The organism is Ruegeria sp. YTSA105 (assembly GCF_059610225.1).
The window spans coordinates 35,114-53,061 of the sequence record NZ_JBXWNE010000002.1 but is presented as its reverse complement, the minus strand read 5'-3'; the positions used below and the strand labels follow the sequence as shown (position 1 = coordinate 53,061).

At 57.1% G+C, this 17,948-nt stretch carries 15 protein-coding genes; 10 read left to right on the top strand and 5 right to left on the bottom strand.

The window, feature by feature from the left end; translation table 11 throughout:
* Positions 1–3 precede the first annotated feature (3 nt).
* From dusB to ntrX, 5 genes are all read left to right on the top strand, one after another.
* Positions 4–987, top strand: a complete 984-nt coding sequence (gene dusB, locus AC2FH2_RS02870) for a tRNA dihydrouridine synthase DusB (RefSeq protein WP_425596233.1) — start codon at positions 4–6, stop codon at positions 985–987.
* Positions 984–2,051 carry a two-component system sensor histidine kinase NtrB gene (locus AC2FH2_RS02865; protein ID WP_142633514.1) on the top strand — a complete coding sequence of 356 codons (1,068 nt, stop codon included), beginning with the start codon at positions 984–986 and terminating at the stop codon, positions 2,049–2,051. Before dusB ends, AC2FH2_RS02865 begins: the two co-directional genes overlap by 4 nt.
* 42 nt (positions 2,052–2,093) lie before the next feature.
* Positions 2,094–3,461, top strand: a complete 1,368-nt coding sequence (locus AC2FH2_RS02860; RefSeq protein WP_496822797.1) for a response regulator — start codon at positions 2,094–2,096, stop codon at positions 3,459–3,461.
* Between the two features lie 99 nt (positions 3,462–3,560).
* Complete coding sequence (locus AC2FH2_RS02855; RefSeq protein ID WP_496822795.1) at positions 3,561–5,849, top strand: sensor histidine kinase NtrY-like; 2,289 nt, start codon at positions 3,561–3,563, stop codon at positions 5,847–5,849.
* Positions 5,846–7,255 carry a nitrogen assimilation response regulator NtrX gene (gene ntrX, locus AC2FH2_RS02850; RefSeq protein WP_142633520.1) on the top strand — a complete coding sequence of 470 codons (1,410 nt, stop codon included), beginning with the start codon at positions 5,846–5,848 and terminating at the stop codon, positions 7,253–7,255. Before AC2FH2_RS02855 ends, ntrX begins: the two co-directional genes overlap by 4 nt.
* 11 nt (positions 7,256–7,266) lie before the next feature.
* Here ntrX and AC2FH2_RS02845 read toward each other — a convergent pair whose 3' ends face one another.
* Positions 7,267–7,650: a hypothetical protein gene (locus tag AC2FH2_RS02845; RefSeq protein WP_282027378.1), complete on the bottom strand. Its 384-nt coding sequence runs from the start codon at positions 7,648–7,650 to the stop codon at positions 7,267–7,269.
* Positions 7,651–7,842: 192 nt separating this feature from the next.
* On the opposite strand from AC2FH2_RS02845, the gene trkA reads away from it, so the two are divergent.
* The 4 genes from trkA (at position 7,843) to hflX (ending at position 12,394) form a co-directional block, all read left to right on the top strand.
* Positions 7,843–9,219: a Trk system potassium transporter TrkA gene (gene trkA, locus AC2FH2_RS02840; protein ID WP_142633524.1), complete on the top strand. Its 1,377-nt coding sequence runs from the start codon at positions 7,843–7,845 to the stop codon at positions 9,217–9,219.
* A complete protein-coding gene (locus AC2FH2_RS02835; RefSeq protein ID WP_142633526.1) occupies positions 9,219–10,757 on the top strand; it encodes a TrkH family potassium uptake protein in 1,539 nt (512 codons plus the stop codon). Before trkA ends, AC2FH2_RS02835 begins: the two co-directional genes overlap by 1 nt.
* A 126-nt stretch (positions 10,758–10,883) precedes the next feature.
* Entirely contained in the window at positions 10,884–11,123 is a 240-nt protein-coding gene (hfq, locus tag AC2FH2_RS02830; protein ID WP_010440340.1) for an RNA chaperone Hfq, read from the top strand.
* Positions 11,123–12,394, top strand: coding sequence for a GTPase HflX (gene hflX / locus AC2FH2_RS02825; protein WP_496822793.1), 1,272 nt, complete (start codon positions 11,123–11,125; stop codon positions 12,392–12,394). The genes hfq and hflX overlap by 1 nt, the downstream gene beginning before the upstream one ends.
* A gap of 52 nt (positions 12,395–12,446) precedes the next feature.
* Here the strand turns inward: hflX and AC2FH2_RS02820 are convergent, their stop codons facing one another.
* From AC2FH2_RS02820 to hemB, 4 genes are all read right to left on the bottom strand, one after another.
* Complete coding sequence (locus tag AC2FH2_RS02820) at positions 12,447–12,839, bottom strand: SgcJ/EcaC family oxidoreductase (protein WP_496691158.1); 393 nt, start codon at positions 12,837–12,839, stop codon at positions 12,447–12,449.
* 106 nt (positions 12,840–12,945) lie between these two features.
* The gene (locus tag AC2FH2_RS02815; protein ID WP_496822791.1) at positions 12,946–15,408 is read right to left on the bottom strand and encodes a penicillin acylase family protein; all 2,463 of its coding nucleotides are present in this window, start codon (positions 15,406–15,408) and stop codon (positions 12,946–12,948) included.
* A gap of 173 nt (positions 15,409–15,581) precedes the next feature.
* The gene (locus tag AC2FH2_RS02810; RefSeq protein ID WP_142633534.1) at positions 15,582–16,157 is read right to left on the bottom strand and encodes a lipid-binding SYLF domain-containing protein; all 576 of its coding nucleotides are present in this window, start codon (positions 16,155–16,157) and stop codon (positions 15,582–15,584) included.
* A gap of 141 nt (positions 16,158–16,298) precedes the next feature.
* A complete protein-coding gene (gene hemB / locus AC2FH2_RS02805; protein WP_281972015.1) occupies positions 16,299–17,297 on the bottom strand; it encodes a porphobilinogen synthase in 999 nt (332 codons plus the stop codon).
* A gap of 119 nt (positions 17,298–17,416) precedes the next feature.
* On the opposite strand from hemB, the gene AC2FH2_RS02800 reads away from it, so the two are divergent.
* Positions 17,417–17,944, top strand: a complete 528-nt coding sequence (locus tag AC2FH2_RS02800; RefSeq protein WP_142633539.1) for a component of SufBCD complex — start codon at positions 17,417–17,419, stop codon at positions 17,942–17,944.
* The last annotated feature ends 4 nt before the right edge of the window (positions 17,945–17,948 follow it).

The following is a 17,948-nucleotide window of genomic DNA, read 5'->3' as shown; positions in this document are numbered from 1 at the left end:
ACGTTGACTCTGCGACTTGCCGACAAAGATTTGAACCCGCCCGTACTACTGGCGCCCATGGCCGGAATCACTGATCGTCCGTTTCGCGATCTGGTGATGCGCTTTGGGGCCGGGATGGTCGTCAGTGAGATGGTGGCCAGCCAGGAAATGGTGCAGGCCAAACCCGGTGTGCGCGAACGGGCCGAGCTGTCTGCGGATGTGGAAAACACTGCTGTCCAGCTTGCCGGACGCGAGGCGTATTGGATGGCCGAGGCGGCCCGCCAGGTCGCTGATCGGGGTGCGCGCGTGATTGATATCAATATGGGCTGCCCGGCCAAGAAGGTGACAAATGGATATTCGGGCTCGGCCCTACTGAAGACACCTGACCACGCGCTGACATTGATCGACGCCGTTGTCAGCGCCGTGGACGTGCCCGTGACGCTGAAAACCCGGTTGGGATGGGATGACAAATTGCTGAACGCGCCCGATGTGGCAAGGCGGGCGCAGGATGCTGGGATACGAATGGTCACGATCCATGGCCGCACACGTTGCCAGTTCTACAAAGGGCATGCCGATTGGAGCGCAATCCGGGCGGTCAAAGAAGCGGTCTCGATTCCGGTGATTGCGAATGGTGACATTGTTGATTCTGGCGCTGCACGCATAGCGCTGGATCAGTCCGCCGCCGATGGGGTCATGGTTGGGCGTGGGGCGCAGGGTAAACCGTGGCTACTGGCGCAGATGGGGCATGAGCTATACGGGGCAGAGGCGCCATTCATTCCCGCTGGTAGTGATCTGATCGACATGGTTCGTGCCCATTATCAGGCCATGCTGGGGTTTTATGGTTTGGATCTGGGCCTGCGCGTCGCTCGCAAGCATCTCGGCTGGTATATGGATGAGGCTGGAACACCGGCCCCGTTGCGCCGGGCGGTGCTGACTTCGCGCAACACGGACGAGGTGATGCACCTGTTGAGTGCTGCACTTGGCAGTGATGCAGAGGTGGCGGCATGACCTCGGATCACAGCATCTGGACCTCGCTACCGGTTCCTGCCTTTGTCATAGATGCAGGTGACCGGATCGCAGACATAAACTCCGCCGGTGAAGGGTTCCTGAACGCCTCGCGCAAATCCGTGATCGGGCATCCCGTCTGGGATCAGATTGCCGTGGACGCTCCATTAGAAGAAGCGTTTCTGAGAGCGCGTCAGCAAGGTACGCCACTATTTGTGAACGATGTGGATGTGGGGTCAGGCAACCGCGCGCCGTTGCAATGTGCGCTTCAGATCGCGCCGCTTGTCGGACATCCGGGGTCAATGATCATGATCATCACGCCGCGTGAACTTGCTGGGCGTATGACCCGTGGAAACACGGTGAAATCTGCTGCGCAATCGGCGATCGGCATGGCCGAGATGCTTGCGCATGAAATTAAGAACCCTCTGGCAGGAATTACCGGCGCTGCACAGCTTCTCAGCATGAATATCTCGCAGCAAGACCTTGAATTAACAGATCTTATTGTCGAAGAGAGTCGTCGTATCGTAAAACTGTTGGAGCAGGTTGAACAATTTGGAAATCTCTCTGAGCCCGATTTCAAACCGGTCAACATACATGACGTGCTGGATCGGGCACGGCGGTCGGCCCTGTTGGGTTTCGGTGCCCATATGACGATCATCGAGGATTACGACCCGTCGTTGCCACTTGCTTATGGCGACCCGGATCAGTTTCTGCAGGTCATCTTGAATTTGTTAAAGAATGCCTCGGAAGCCGCTGACCCTGAAGGGGGAACCATACGTTTAAGAACGTATTTTGAACATTCTTTCCGCCTGCGGCGCAGCGACGGGTCAGGTCATTCTCTGCCACTGCAAATCGAAGTGACCGATGACGGCCCCGGTCTGCCGGAGAAGATTCGGGGCGAGATATTCGACCCGTTTGTGTCGGGCAAGGAAAACGGCACCGGCCTGGGGCTGGCGCTGGTCAGCAAGATCATTTCGGACCACGACGGCTGGATTTCGGCCGAGTCGGTTCCGGGACGAACGGAATTTCGCATCTCTCTGAGGCGCGCGCCGCGTGACGCGAAATAGTCAATAAATCGCCGGAAAGAGCAAGAATAAGGAAAGCACCTGATGGATGGAACAGTACTGGTTGCAGATGACGACCGCACAATTCGGACCGTTCTGACACAGGCCCTGACACGCGCTGGGTGTAAGGTGCATGCAACCTCGTCGTTGACCACTTTGATGCGTTGGGTGGCCGAGGGCAAAGGTGACGTGGTCATATCCGATGTAGTTATGCCGGATGGCAATGGGCTCGAGATGTTGCCAAAAATCGCTCAGGACCGACCGGGATTACCGGTCATCGTGATTTCGGCGCAAAACACGATCATGACGGCCATCCAGGCAGCCGAGGCGGAAGCTTATGACTATCTGCCGAAACCCTTCGACCTGCCGGATTTGATGAAGCGTACCGCGCGCGCGCTGGAACAGAAACAGCGCACGCAGTCAGATGCCGGTAACACGTCCCAAGAGCGTCCGGAAGAGCTGCCTCTGGTGGGGCGGACACCAGTGATGCAGGCGCTGTATCGCTTGGTGGCGCGGGTGATGAATACCGATCTGTCGGTCATGATTTCGGGCGAGAGTGGAACGGGCAAGTCGTTGATCGCCAAAGCGATACATGATTTTTCCGATCGCAGGACGCTGCCATTTGTAACGGCCGCTGCCACCGACCTGCGGGATCTTGAAGGCCCGGCGCGCGTCATGGCACGGGTGCGGGGCGGTACGCTGCTTATCGACGAGATCGCGGATATTGATGACGAATTGCAGGCGCGTCTCGTTCGGATGATGGACACTCCAGGCGATCATGTTCCTCGGTTCATGGCTACGAGCCAATCGGACCTGACCGAAGCCATGGAGAACGGGCGCGTCCGGCAAGACCTGTATTATCGCCTTTGCGGTGCGACAGTGCATGTTCCGGCCCTTCGCGAAAGGGTCGATGATATCACCTTGCTTGCGGATCATTTCCTGGCGCGTGAAGAACGCGAACATGGCGCGAAACGCTGGTTCAGTCCGGATGCGGTCGAGCTGGTACGGCGCTATTCCTGGCCCGGAAATGTACGGCAGCTTGAAAATGCGGTCCGTCGATTGAGCCTGACCAGCCGCGCCGATGAAATCTCCAAAACCGAGGTCGAGTCGGTGCTGGGCAGCCAACCCGAAGCCGAGCCAGTGCTGGGCAATGGAGAACGCGAAAAGCTCTCGGCTTCGGTCGAACGCCACCTGCGCCGCTATTTCGATCTACATGGAAATATGTTGCCACCTCCGGGTCTGTATCAGCGTATTTTGCGTGAGGTTGAGGCGCCTTTGATTGAACTGGCCCTGGATGCGACCGGGGGAAATCAGGCAAAATGTGCTGATCTTCTAGGGATTAACCGGAATACGCTGCGCAAAAAGATAACAGAGCTCGATATTCAGGTGACACGGCGGCGCAAACTGATGTAATATCGCCACACAAAGCGTGGCATCCGGGTTTCGACCGGGCAACGACCACGACATATGGCGGTAAGTCGCGCAAGCGGCACATCAGGATGAGGGCAGACGGTGGCAACCCGAGCACAGAGCGGGCTGATTTTATCAGTCAATCGGTGGCGAAAATCCCGAAGGCTGCGCAATTTTGGAACTTTGGGTCTGGTTTTGCTGGGCCCGGTGCTGGCTTTGACTACCTATCTGGTCATTGGTCCATTCGATCTGGGGGCAACCGCGCCCTCATTGCGCCTGATCCTGCTTGCGGATCTGGTCTATGTTCTCGTGGTTGCGGCGCTGGTTCTGGGTCAGGTAGGCAACCTGATTGCAGCGCGCCGGGCCAAATCCGCGGGGTCCCGTTTGCACCTGCGACTGATCGGAGCTTTCACGCTGTTGGCTCTGGTGCCGACTGTCACGGTTGCAATCTTTGCCGGTCTGACGGTGAATATTGGTCTTGAGGGTTGGTTTTCCGACCGCGTAAGGCAGGTTGTCGGATCCTCGCTTACTGCTGCGGAAGCTTATGAACAGGAACACCGAGAGGGCCTGACCCAGGACGCCGTCGTATTGGCGCTTTTTCTGGACAATGCCCGGACGCGCGATTTCTATATTTCCGATGCTGAACTGCGAGAGGTTCTGGCGCAAGGGCAGGCGCAAATCCAGCGCGGTCTGCGTGAGGCCTATGTCATTGATGGAAATGGCGAAATCCGATCCCGGGGGGATCGCTCTTATCTTTTCAACTTCGAAAAGCCGACCTCCGAACAGATGGCCCAAGCGACTGAGAATGAATTGCTGATCATTGCCGATTGGCAAAACAGTGAATTTCGGGCGCTTGTGCCTTTGAAGGCTTATCTTGATCGGTATCTCTATGTCAGCCGGGAAGTGGACGGGCAGTTGCTGACGCTGCTGGACGATACCAAGGAAACAGTTCAGTTCTATCAACAGCTTGAAAGTGAACGCGGACGGGTATTGTTTGAATTCGGCCTGCTTTATCTGGGTTTTGCCGTGATCCTGATCCTGGCTGCAGTGTCGCTGGGAATGTGGTTCGCCGAGCGTCTCTCGCGCCCGGTTGGACGCCTGACCACCGCTGCGCAGCGTGTCGGGGCAGGCGATCTGGGCGTTCAGGTTATCGAAGAAGCCACCGATGACGAAATTGCGATGCTGGGCCGTTATTTCAATCAGATGACCCGACAGTTGAAAGGGCAGCGCGATACCCTTTTGGAGAACACACGGCAGATCGAACGCCGGCGTCGGCTGTTCGATTCGGTTTTGACCTCGGTCACATCTGGTGTTGTTGGTGTCGACCCCGATGGTTGTGTGACGTTTGTGAATCGATCCGCCGAACGCCTGTTGGATTGGTCCCGTGGAGAGGAACATCTTGCCATTGGAATTGCGGTGCCCGAATTCATGCCTTTGTTCGAAAGTCTCAAGGACAGCGGGCAAGAGGCTGTGCAGGGTGAAATCAAGGTCACGCGAAAAGGCCATTTGGAAAACCTGTTGGTCCGCATGGCGATCCGCCGCGGCGAAGATGGCGGGCTTGAAGGATATGTGGTTGCCTTTGACGACGTGACCGATCTGGTCAGTGCACAGCGAATGGCAGCCTGGGGTGATGTGGCGCGCCGCATCGCGCATGAGATCAAGAACCCCTTGACCCCGATCCAGCTCAGCGCCGAGCGGATCAAACGAAAGTTTTCGTCCAAACTGGATGAGAATGATTGCGATATCCTTGTATCCATGACCGATGTGATCGTTCGCCAGACGAATGACCTGCGGCGGATCGTGGATGAATTTTCAAAGTTTGCGCGCATGCCGGAACCGGATCGGCACGAAGAGAATCTGGTGGGGTTGGTGCGCGAGGCTGTTCTTTTACAGCAAGCCGGTCAGCCGGATGTCGAAATCGAAGCGATGCTTCCAGATCAGCCGATTTCAGGTGATGTAGACGCAACAATGCTGAATCAGGCGCTTACCAACCTGATCAAGAATGCAGGCGAAGCGATTGAAACGCTGAAACAAAAAGGGGCACCTGAGAACCTCAAGCCTCAGATCAAGGTTACTGTGATCGGTGACGATGCGGGCACGGTAATTACCATTGCCGACAACGGTATCGGCTTGCCGGAAGATCGTGCGCGGCTGTTTGAGCCTTACGTGACCACACGCGACGAGGGCACCGGGCTGGGGCTGCCGATCGTCAAAAAGATTATCGAAGAACATGGCGGGGTGCTGACACTTGAGGACGCCCCCGTATTTGACGGACAGGACCATTTTGGCGCAATGGCCGTGATCCGTTTGCCCGTGAGCAATATTTCCTCAAATTCAGCGCCGAAAAAGCAGGCAATTGATACAAACAAACTGAAAGCAGGCCAAAGATGAGCGACATTCTGATTGTAGATGACGAGCGTGATATTCGCGAGCTTGTGTCCGATATTCTCGAGGACGAAGGCTATTCCACCCGGCTGGCTGGCAACTCGGACGAGTGTATGGCAGCCATCAATTCCGAACCCCCGGGGCTTTTGATCCTGGATATCTGGCTGAAAGACAGCCGGATGGACGGGATTGATATTCTGAAGACTGTAAAGCGCGACAACCCAGACATTCCGGTGGTGATCATTTCGGGCCACGGGAATATCGAAATCGCTGTCGCTGCGATCAAGCAGGGGGCGTATGACTTTATTGAAAAGCCCTTTAACATCGACCAGCTGATGGTTGTGATCCGCCGCGCGATGGAAACCTCGCGCCTGCGCCGCGAAAACGCCTCGCTAAAGCGGAAAGAGGTCACAAGCTCGGATATGATCGGCAAATCGGCCTCGTTCCGGGCAATGCAGAGCCAACTGGACAAGGTTACCAAGTCCAACGGGCGTGTGATGCTGACAGGCCCTGCCGGTTCAGGAAAGGAAATCGCCGCGCGCTATATCCATGCAGAATCGAACCGGGCAAATGCGCCCTTCGTGACCGTGAACTGTGCCGGGATCGAGCCGGAGCGCGTTGAAGAGGTTCTGTTCGGCCGTGAAACTACCGAACGCGGGGTTGAGGCAGGCCTGTTGGAAGAGGCCCATGGTGGCGTCGTCTACTTTGATGAAGTGGCAGATATGCCCATGGGAACCCAGTCAAAAATCCTGCGGGTTCTGGTTGATCAACAGTTTCAACGGGTTGGAGGTACCGACAAGGTTCGGGTCGACCTGCGGGTGATCTCTTCGACCAATCGTGACCTTGATGCAGAAATCGCCGCTGATCGTTTTCGGGAAGAACTTTACCATCGTCTGAATGTTGTGCCTATTTCGGTGCCTTCGCTAGAAGACCGGCGCGAGGATATTCCGGTTCTTGCCGAGTTTTTTATTGAAATGTGCAATGAATCCCAAGGCCTGCCGGTGCGCGAGATTTCAGACGAAGCTGTCGCGTTGCTGCAGACCATGACCTGGCCGGGCAATGTGCGTCAGCTTAAGAACCTGATCGAACGGGTGCTCATTCTGGGTGACGGTACGGGCCCGATCGAAGCGCGTGAGCTGCCAAACGAAGAAGAAAAAGCCGATGAATCGGGACGCGTCGTTCTGTCCGGGGCATTGGCGACCTTGCCGTTGCGCGAAGCTCGCGAGGCGTTCGAGCGTGAATATCTGCTGACCCAGATCAACCGGTTCGGGGGCAATATCAGCCGCACTGCCAGCTTTGTCGGCATGGAACGCAGCGCGCTTCATCGTAAGTTGAAATCTCTGGGCGTTGTGACCTCGAACAAATCGGGCGCGCGGGTCGCGCAACTGGACGAGGCTGAACCGGCGGAGTGATCCGCCGGCCTTTACCCTGCCTGACCTGGGGTAATGATCTGAAACGTTCCGTTGTCGAATTTGACGAAACATGAATCTGTGCTGAGCGGTGGCAGCTGTGTTGTTGGGACCGCAGCAACACGCGACTTTACGCCCTGCTTGCAAGGCGGAAGGCTGACCGGGCGATAGCCTTTCTGCGCCATGCATTGTGCTTCCAGCTTGTTGCGCAGCCCTTTGTTCACATCGACCGTATAGATCTGACCGGGCTGCCACCAGCCTCCGGTGCGATGACACCTTCCCCGACCATCGCAGTAGGTGCGACCTGGCCAATAGGTTGGTGCCCCTTGTCGCACCTGATTGGCAACAGGGGCGTCTTTGAGGGACTGAACCTGACATCCGGTCGTTTCCGACTGCATTTGCGAAACTGTCTCGCCCTCTTGATAATACAGGGAAAGCGGCCCACACGCAGTTAGCAACAGAGTCAAAGAAATCGTGAGAGCTATTGTTTTCATACGCTTACCTTGCCTCAGCTTTGCTTGTGTTACAAACTAATTGACCGTCTGGGGGGCATCTGTCATTCAAAGATTTCAGGCAGAAGGGCCAATAGCATGAAGGTCATCATTTGCGGTGCGGGTCAGGTTGGCTGGCAGATTGCACGGCATCTTTCGGGCGAGTTGAACGACGTTACTGTGGTTGACAACAATCCTGATCTGGTGCGACGGGCGACCGAAACCTTGGATGTTCAGGGGATTGCGGGATTTGCAAGCTATCCGGATGTTCTGAACCGAGCGGGCGCGCGCGATGCGGATATGATTATTGCTGCCACCCATTCGGACGAGGTGAACATGGTCACCTGTCAGATGGCACATTCGGTTTTCTCCATTCAGCGCAAAATCGCCCGGCTTCGGTCGAAATCCTATCTCGAGGCGATTCATTCGGATCTGTATCGCCGCGATCACCTGCCGATTGATGTGGTGATCAGCCCCGAGCGCGAGGTTGCCGCCGCGGCGATGCGCCGGTTGTCTGCCCCATCCGCATTTGACACCGAGATGTTCATGGACGGCAAAGCGCAGTTGCTTGGCATACGCATCGCCGAGGATTGCCCGATCGTGAACACGCCATTGCGGCAACTGACCGATCTGTTTTCGACGCTCAGCTCTATCGTGGTGGGTGTCCGGCGCGAGGGTACGCTGTTTGCCCCGGAATCCGAGGACCAGCTGTTTGTCGGTGACGAATGCTATGTCTTTAGCAATGTCAAAGACGTGGACCGGACGATGGAGGTTTTCGGCAAGGCGCAAAAACGGCAGGACCGGGTGGTGATTGTCGGCGGCGGCAATGTTGGTCTTGAAGTTGCTCGGACATTGGAAGAACGTGAAAGCCGCGTGCGTGCCAAGATAATAGAACGAGACCGCCACTGTGCGGAAGTGGCAGCCGAAGCGCTTGAGCGAACGATTGTCCTTCACGGTGATGGTCTGGACGCGGCGCTGCTGCGCGAAGCTGGCATCGAACGCGCGGATGCAATGTTGGCCGTCACGGATGATGACCGTGTAAATATGCTGGTTGCCGTGCGTGCCAAGGCCGAAGGCTGTGCTCTGGCGATTGCACTGATCAATGATCCCAGCATGGTTGCCCTGATGGGGCCGCTGGGTATCGACGCCTATATCAACCCCCGCGCCACCACCGTCAGTTCGATTCTGCGCCATATTCGGCACGGACGCGTGCGGCAGGTTTATTCCATCGGAGATGCAGAGGCCGAAGTGATCGAGGCCGAAGTACTTTCAACCTCTCCTATGGCCGGGCAGAGGCTGCGCGACATTGATTTCCCCGAAGGTGTGCTGGTTGGTGCCGTACGCAAAGGCGATGAGATGTTGCGCCCCACCGGTAGTCTCAGGATTGAAGAAAAGGATGTGGTGGCGATTTTTGCCTTGGCCAAAGACGTCCCCGAGGTGGAACGGCTGATGCAGGTCTCGATCGATTTCTTCTGATGGCGCATGCACGGAAAAAACAGGTTAGCCTCATTCGGCGATTGCCGCTGTTTCTTCTGCTCTGGGGTATTTTTGCCGCCGCTATGTGGATGCCTGCCATATTTGCGCTGGTGCTGGATGATCACGAAACGTCCCGGTCGTTCTTCTATTCCGGGTTGCTGGGGTTGTTCGTGGTCGGGATCATCTCGCTGGCAACATCCAACAGAATGCCGCGCCGAGGGACATTGGGCCAGTTGGCGGTCTTGTTAGGCTGTTTCACCGTATTGCCCTTGTTTCTTGCGATCCCTCTGCATGATGCGTTGGGTAATACGAGCTTTCTGAATGCCTATTTCGACATGGTCAGCGCATTGACCACTACCGGGGCTGATTTGTTTCCTGATCCTGACCGGTTGTCGGCGCCGTTACACCTTTGGCGGGCTCAGGTCGGATGGATGGGCGGGCTTTTGATGTGGATTTCAGCGGCCGCGATCCTCGCGCCGTTGTCGCTGGGCGGGTTCGAGGTGACAGCCCGTGGTCAACCCGGTCGCCCGGTTTCAGGCGTGGCGCAAAGCGAGATGGTAGACCCACGCGGGCGTCTTATCCGCGTCACGCTGACTTTGACGCCGGTTTATGTCGGGCTGACCGCTGTCATTTGGCTGTTGCTCGTGATCGCAGGAGAGCAGGGCCTGACCGCCATCTGTCATGCGATGTCGACCATGGCCACATCGGGTATCTCACCGGTTGGTGGGCTTGAGGGAGCGCAGGCTGGCGTAACCGGTGAGGCCATCCTGTTTCTGTTCCTGTTCTTCGCTTTGTCGCGGCTTACCTTTTCCTCGGACACAGCTACCTCAGGATATTCGCGGCTGGATAAGGACCCCGAGTTCCGGATCGGGCTCATGATCGTTGCAGGCGTAGCGGCGCTGCTTTTCTTCAGGGTTCTTGCCGGCGTCAGCGAAATTGGCGGCCAGATGGAACCTCTTCAGGCGTTGAGCGTAATTTGGGGCATGATTTTTACGGTCTTGTCATTTCTGACAACCGCGGGGTTCGAAAGTGCAAACTGGGATGATGCCCAGCAAATTTCCGGTCTGGGCACCCCGGGATTGATCCTGATGGGGCTTGCGCTGATCGGCGGTGGAGTTGCAACAACGGCGGGCGGGGTAAAGCTGTTGCGGGTTTTCGCTCTGTACCTTAACGGCGCGCGCGAAATTGACCGTTTGATTTATCCGTCTTCGGTCAGCGGAGTGGGTGGCGGAAACCGTCGCATCCAAAGCGATGGGGCCTTTATCGCTTGGATATTTTTCATGATGTTTGCCCTGACAGCCGCTGTGTTCAATGTGTTGCTTGCTGCCATGGGTACGGGGTTCGAACACGCTATGGTGCTGAGCGTTGCCGCGCTGAGCACGACAGGGCCGTTGATCGAATTGGCAACCGATGTTCCTATCCGATTGATCGACCTTTCGGGCGGTGCCAAGCTGACCATGTGTGCCGCTATGGTGATCGGCAGATTGGAAACGCTGGCGATTATTGCCTTGATCACACCCGCTCTATTGAGGGGTTAAGAAACAATAACCATGCTAGTGACTGATTTTTCATCTGGAATATCGGTTAACGACACTCCATACTCCGCCGGAGGGAGCGCGTTGGTCCGCAGCGCGTAGCAAGAACAATGGCGAGATTATAAGAATATGGCTTCGGACAGACAGAATCTGCAGGACGCGTTCCTGAATAATGTACGGAAAGCAAAAGTCCCGGTCACAATTTTCCTGATCAACGGTGTGAAATTGCAGGGTGTGATCACCTGGTTCGACAACTTCTGCGTATTGTTGCGCCGCGACGGACAGTCGCAGCTGGTCTACAAACACGCGATTTCGACCATCATGCCATCGCAGCCGATCAGCCTGTATGAGGGCGAAGACGCCTCTTGATGGAACATGAAAGGGTGCGCACCCGAGCGTGGGTGCTGCATCCGGAAATCAAATCAGATGAACAGCGCCGCGTTCCAGGACCGGCGCTGGCAGAAGCGGTGGCCCTGGCCGCTGCATTGCCCGACCTTGATGTGATCGGATCCGAAGTTGTGCGCTTACCTCGGGCGCAGGCCGGTTTTCTGTTCGGTAGCGGCAAGATCGAGGAACTGGCCGAACGGTTGCACGAGAACGAAGTCGAGCTGGTTTTGATCGACGGATCGGTTACGCCCGTTCAGCAACGCAATCTTGAAAAGGCGTGGAAGGTCAAGATCCTCGACCGGACCGGGCTGATCCTCGAAATCTTCAGCGACCGTGCGCGCACCCGTGAGGGCGTATTGCAGGTGGAAATGGCCGCGCTGAGTTACCAGCGGACCCGGCTGGTGCGTGCCTGGACCCACCTGGAACGGCAGCGGGGCGGATTGGGCTTTGTGGGTGGCCCGGGTGAGACCCAGATCGAAGCGGACCGCCGGGCCATTGATGAACAACTGGTGCGCTTGCGTCGTCAGATGCAGAAGGTGGTCAAGACCCGCACGCTGCATCGCGCCGCGCGGGCCAAGGTGCCATATCCGATTGTGGCGTTGGTAGGTTATACCAACGCGGGCAAATCAACCCTGTTCAACCGCCTGACCGGGGCCGATGTCATGGCCAAGGACATGTTGTTTGCCACCTTGGACCCCACCATGCGCCGGGTCGAACTGCCTGACGGTCCCGAAGTGATCCTGTCGGACACGGTGGGGTTCATTTCGAACCTGCCCACCGAGTTGGTCGCCTCATTCCGGGCCACGCTGGAGGAAGTGTTGGGCGCTGATATCGTGGTTCACGTACGCGATATCAGCCACGATGAATCTGAGGCGCAGGCGAAGGATGTCGAAACTATCCTGACTTCACTGGGTATTGACGATACGCGGCCCCGGATTGAGGTCTGGAACAAGATCGACCTGCTGTCCCCGGATGAGCGCGAAGCAGCGATGGCGCGGGCAGAGCGGGATCAGGGGATTTTCGCGATTTCAGCCGTCACCGGCGAAGGGATCGCCCCGCTTTTGGCGGAAATTGCCGTCACGCTACAGGGCGTACGTTCTGAGGCAACGCTGGAACTGGGATTTGCCGAAGGCAACAAGCGCGCGTGGTTGTTCCGCCAGGAAGTCGTGCAGTCCGAAAAGCAGACCGAAGATGGCTTTGTGATCGACGTGCTGTGGACAGAGAAACAAGCTTCGCAATACGCAGCGCTTTGAACCCTGACTGGGGAAGAACTTTCCTATACCCATCGAACAAAGTGGTCCGTGATCAGCCGTCAATCTGGCGCTGAAAATCCTCGGCATCGAACCAACCCAAAGAGTTCTGGACCTGGTTGGTGTCGGTCATTTCCCATTCTTCCCAGCCCCGCGTCACGACGTGATTGCCGGTTTTGGAATGGTGCCCTTCAAGGGTCCAGACAAATATTGCGTGGCTTCCCGCCCAGCGAAACATGTCGCAGCGGACCTCAAGATCGGGGAAATCAGTGTAAAACCCGCGCGCCATTTCCGCCACCGCAGCGCGGCCAATGATCGGTTCTCCACGGTTGATCGTGATCTGTCCGTCGGGCGCATAGAAACTGGCAACAGCCTCGGGGTCGCCCGAGCTCCAGGCGATCGCATAATCTCGCGCGAGATTGTTCAGCTTATCCCGGATACTGGCCATTTGGTCCCCCGCACACAAATCCTAGGCCTATGGATCGTATGCCAAACGCCATTCTGCGTCCACGCGATGGAAAATAAACGGGCGAGGTCTTGCCGAAGCACGGAACTTAGCGGGGGATAAGGGTGGTCACTCCGACGGCGGCTGCATGTGCCAGGTCGAGGTCCAGGGACATCGGGATGTATTCACCCCGACGCCAAAGCTGGGCCTGATCGTCATAGTAGCGCGACAGGAAGTGACCTGACTGGCCCGTAGCCGTGATAAAGACCGAGCTGTCGGGATCCGCAAAATCATATACGCCGCGATAGCCTGCACCGTGCACGTTCTGAAACGGATCGGGGCCTTCGCCCGATGTTCTGCCGCGCAGCAGGGTGTTGTCGCCACCACTGGTGGACTGTCGGATATTCACAAAGAATCGCAACACCGGAACCGATCCCAGAACCGGGTGGTCATGTGTCGCTTGGTGCGCGTCACCCCAGCGTAGAGATTCCAGTGATCCTCCGTATTTTTCGGAAATCCAGATCAGCGCATCGTCCAGCGCCATGCGCGCCATATCGGTGCAGGTCTCTGTCGGCGCGCTCTGACGCACATTACACCAGGCCGAAGCTCCGTCGATGTCGCGATAGACACGTTCGATGAACAGTGGTTCGACATGTTTGTATTCAGCCGCCAGGGGGCCAAGCTCATCTGCGATCAACCGGATTTGCAGCGCCCGAACCCAAGCAGCATAGATCAGGGGTTCTGGCAGGTGTTCATTCATCTCACCATTCCACTCGGCCAAAAGGTTCAGCGCGATCTGGCGCTGGCGTTCCTGGGTACCTTCGGGGGCAGAGGCGCCGGTGTACCACAGATCAGCCCCGATCAGCGGAAGCAGAGAGCGCGCGGTAAAGCTGACCGTGTCCAGCTGTGCCTCGATAAAGCTGTCGCGCGTGTGTACCTCGCGCGATTGCATCAGCCGTTCCCAGCGATGGATGCGCTGCGTATCCCCCCATTCATACGAGACATGTTCGGGAAATGGCCGGTCGATGATCTTGTTGTTTGTGTTGCCCAGAATGCCGCCCGCAGGTGCGACGAATTCGGGGTTGTCAGCATAGGGCAGGCGGCCTTGCCACCGGTTTTCGGCCAGCCAGCCAGGCGTCGGAATACGCCCCCGGCTTTGGTTCTTTGCGGCACGTTGCGGCATTGCGCCGATCAGCTTCATGCCGATGGTGTCCTTGTCGACCAATGACAGGTTCTGAGATGGCGCCATGAACAGCTCGGCTGCGGTGATGGCTTGTCGGACAGTGTCCGCATTCATCAGCGCCATCGAGGCTGACATGGATGTGTCCTGTGCGCTCAGGGCTGTCCAGGACAGCGAGGCGACATGACCCGGCGGCGTGATCGTCCCAAGATCGTAATGGGTGCCCGGCAGAACCGGTCCGTTCTCGGTCCAACGCAGGGTCAGTGTGATCGGAGCCTCGTCTTTGATCTCGATGATCGAAGGGCGGCTGCGAAAGGTCTTGTATCCTTCGGGGGTCAGGTATTCCTCGGGGTTTTCTGGGTTCAACTGCTCGATATGGATGTCCTGATCATCCAGATAGGATGAGGTCAAACCCCAGCCCAGCCGATCACTGCGTCCAGTCATCACCGCCGGGATGCCGGGGATCGTGGCACCGATCACGCCGCCTTTGGCCAGTTCCAGACGGGCCAGATACCAGATACCCGGCGCTGTGAAACCCAAATGCGGGTCATTGGCCAGAAGCGTCCCTCCGCTGGCAGATCTTGTGGGCGCGGCAGACCATGCGTTCGATGCTCCGGCCAATCCGCGCTCTGGAAAGGGCGAGATGGGCGTGTCCGGCATCGACGATCCGGCCGCATATCTGGGCAGGTTGGGAAACAGGGCGGCGTATTCGGGCAGAGCGGCGATTCCCGGCCCGGGAACATCAGGCAGAATATCCGCCAGTCGGGTCTGGTCATCCAGCATAAGCGATGTGCGCGCGCGCAGCACTTCATCCTCAAGATGGCCAGAAAGTTGCAGGCTCATGAGTTTGATGATGGCCAGGCTGTCGCCCGGTTGCCAGGGCGATACAGGCGCATTGAACAAAAACATCTCTGGCGCACCACGGCCCAATGCGTTTTCGTTAATCTCGGCCAGTCGTGCATTCACCCCGGCAGCATAAGCGCGCAGGGCCTCTTTGGTATAGTCGTCCTGGGCTTGTACCGACCGGTGTGCAAGCCCGTACAGATCAAACCGCCGCAACAGCTTGTCGATATGAACAGTGCGAGCGCCAAAGACTTCGGACAATCGGCCCTGCGCTGTCCGGCGCAGAACAGTCATCTGCCAGAGGCGATCCTGTGCATGGGCATAGCCAAGCCCAAAGAAGACATCCGGGTCTGATGCGCCCAGAATATGGGGAACATTCGCAGTATCCCTGACAACCTCAACCGGCGCAGTCAGGCCATCAACTTTAACGGTCTGATCGTAATCCGGCAGTGACTGGCTGGCCAGAAAATACACCAGCATCACAGCCGCCAATGTCAGCAGAACAAGACCCGAGGCGATACGCACAAGCCAGCGAAAGACAATTCCCATCAGCGGTCACATTTCCGTTCACTCTATGATTGTGCAGACACTAGAGGATGGCTGGACGGATCGAAAGAGGAACCGCATGAGAACATGCGTGTTTACCGCGGTTTGAATGAAAAACCCCGCCTCGGGCCTGATGCCGAAAGCGGGGTGTCTTGAGGGGGGAGGGTAGTCCGGTATCAGGGAATGATGCGGGTGTATTTCGTGCCTTCGACCGTCGCGCCGAACTTTAGCCCTGCCTGTCCGAAGACCGCCGCCAGAACCGGCGAACGCAGGGTGGTGGTGTCGGTCGACAGAGAATCGCCCGTCGCATCGACCACGTAGCCAACTTCGGCCCCGGCGGTCCATCCGCTGGAACGGCGGAAATCGTTCAACGCGTCCTGTGTCATGAAGAACAGGACATGCGCATATTGTTGGGCACCGATTTGCAGGCCGGCGGTTCCCGAAATTGCGGAATAGTAATCAACTGTCGCGCCCTGAATGCGTAGCGCGCCTGTGCCGTAGGCACCGCCAAAGACGATTAGTCCGGCATCGGTTATCAGAGGCATGACCAGCATGCCGTTGGCCTTGTTCGCGATTTCGAGCGTGTTGGGGTAGGTGGCGTACATCTGGTTCAATGTCGCATCCACACGGGCGTCAATCGTCGCTGCGTTGGAACTGCCGACTCCATTGCCGCAGGCGGCGGTCACTGACAGACCGGCCATGCCAAAAGCAAAGCCACGACGGCTTAATCGAGTAGGTTTGGAACTGCTCATGTTTTTTATCTCTGTATAAATGCCTGATTGTCGGGTGCTCCCGATCTTGTCCGCAAGAATACGCCGATTGTCGCCTCGTGTCACGGGAAAGCTGCCGGGTGACCAAAGATAGTCGGCGAAAAATCGCGGAAACGCGGGGGATTAGCCCTGCAGGATCCGGGCGGCCTGAGGCGCGAAATAGGTCAGGATCCCGTCGCATCCCGCGCGTTTGAACGCCAGCAGACTTTCGAGCATGACCTTCTCTCCGTCGATCCAGCCGTTCTGAGCCGCGGCTTGTATCATCGCGTATTCGCCCGAGACTTGATAGGCATAGGTTGGCGCACCGAACGTGTCCTTGACCCGGCGGCAGATGTCCAAATAGGGCATGCCGGGTTTGATCATGACCATGTCTGCGCCTTCGGTCAGGTCACGCTCGATCATGCGCAGCGCCTCGTCCGAGTTTCCGGGGTCCATCTGATAGGTCTTTTTGTCCCCCGTCAGCGCGCCCGAGGCGCCCACTGCATCTCGGAACGGTCCGTAGAACGCACTCGCATATTTGGCCGCATAGCTGAGGATCATCACGTTGTGATGGTCTGCGCCTTCCAGGGCGCGCCGCATTTCACCGATCCGGCCATCCATCATATCTGACGGTCCGATGATGTCGGCGCCCGCATCTGCTTGCGCCAGCGTCATCTTTACAAGCGCCTCGATCGTTTGATCGTTTATGATCTCACCATCGACCACATATCCGTCATGGCCGTTGATATTGTATGGGTCCAGCGCCACGTCCGTCATCACCGCGATATTGGGTGCGGCTTTCTTGATGGCGCGAATGGCTCGGTTGGACAGGTTATCGGGGTTCCAGGCTTCGGCGCAATCTTCGGTCTTTAGGGAGGCGTCGGTGTAGGGAAAGATGCAGATTGCCGGGATACCCAGGGCCTGCGCTTCGACCGCAGCCTGTGCGATCAGATCGACCGAGCGGCGCATGACACCAGGCATCGAGGGGACAGGCTCTTCAATACCTTCGCCGTCTCGGACGAAAACCGGCCAGATCAGATCATCGGTGGTCAGTGTATTCTCGCGGACCAGCGCCCGCACCGCCTGTGATTGGCGTGTTCGACGAAAACGGGCCAGAGGATAGGGGGCAATGGTCGGTTTCATGACGCGCTCTCCTTGTAAATTCCAGCATTGGGTGGCATGAATTCCGTGTAGTCTCAAGGGTAACGATGGACGCGTCTTTGCGAAGAAGGTCCCTGAAGACGGAAATTAAGGGCTGACGCGTGGACTTATACTCTTCGATTTTTGAACTCATCGACATGCGCAGCTTTTCGAATCTCTGGTATTGGATCGGGCTTGCGGTGTTGTGGTCATCGGCCAGCCACTGGGCCATGGGCGTGCCGTATGACCTTGTTGTGCGCGCAAGACGGGTAGGTGGGCAATCGGAACAGGATTTGATGGATATCGTCCGCATTAACGGAAACCGATTGCTCTATATATTGGATGTATCCGGCCTCGCGATATTAGCGTTTAGTTGTTTTCTGTTCACGGGCCTCGCCACTTTGGGGTTCTATTACGGTGTCGAATTCGCGCAGGCCGTGTTTTTGTTGCTGTTTCCGATTTGTCTTGTCGTGCTGATCAATGTATCAGCCGCACGGAAACTGCGCCGGGAAACACCCAGTCTGGAGTATATTTCCAAGATTCTTACGCGCTGCCGGATCTATACCCAGATAGTTGGTATGATTTCGATCTTGATCACTTCGCTTTGGGGTATGTACCAGAATTTTTCCATCGGCGTCCCGGGTTGGTAAAATC

Excerpts from the sequence above, each read along its gene's own strand:
- hemB (WP_281972015.1), bottom strand. The coding sequence starts at position 17,297 with ATGAAACCGACCATTGCCCCCTATCCTCTGGCCCGTTTTCGTCGAACA.
- AC2FH2_RS02815 (WP_496822791.1), bottom strand. The coding sequence starts at position 15,408 with ATGGGAATTGTCTTTCGCTGGCTTGTGCGTATCGCCTCGGGTCTTGTT.
- AC2FH2_RS02820 (WP_496691158.1), bottom strand. The coding sequence starts at position 12,839 with ATGGCCAGTATCCGGGATAAGCTGAACAATCTCGCGCGAGATTATGCG.
- hflX (WP_496822793.1), top strand. The coding sequence starts at position 11,123 with ATGGAACATGAAAGGGTGCGCACCCGAGCGTGGGTGCTGCATCCGGAA.
- AC2FH2_RS02810 (WP_142633534.1), bottom strand. The coding sequence starts at position 16,157 with ATGAGCAGTTCCAAACCTACTCGATTAAGCCGTCGTGGCTTTGCTTTT.
- hfq (WP_010440340.1), top strand. The coding sequence starts at position 10,884 with ATGGCTTCGGACAGACAGAATCTGCAGGACGCGTTCCTGAATAATGTA.
- AC2FH2_RS02845 (WP_282027378.1), bottom strand. The coding sequence starts at position 7,650 with ATGCAGTCGGAAACGACCGGATGTCAGGTTCAGTCCCTCAAAGACGCC.
- ntrX (WP_142633520.1), top strand. The coding sequence starts at position 5,846 with ATGAGCGACATTCTGATTGTAGATGACGAGCGTGATATTCGCGAGCTT.
- AC2FH2_RS02865 (WP_142633514.1), top strand. The coding sequence starts at position 984 with ATGACCTCGGATCACAGCATCTGGACCTCGCTACCGGTTCCTGCCTTT.
- trkA (WP_142633524.1), top strand. The coding sequence starts at position 7,843 with ATGAAGGTCATCATTTGCGGTGCGGGTCAGGTTGGCTGGCAGATTGCA.
- AC2FH2_RS02860 (WP_496822797.1), top strand. The coding sequence starts at position 2,094 with ATGGATGGAACAGTACTGGTTGCAGATGACGACCGCACAATTCGGACC.
- AC2FH2_RS02835 (WP_142633526.1), top strand. The coding sequence starts at position 9,219 with ATGGCGCATGCACGGAAAAAACAGGTTAGCCTCATTCGGCGATTGCCG.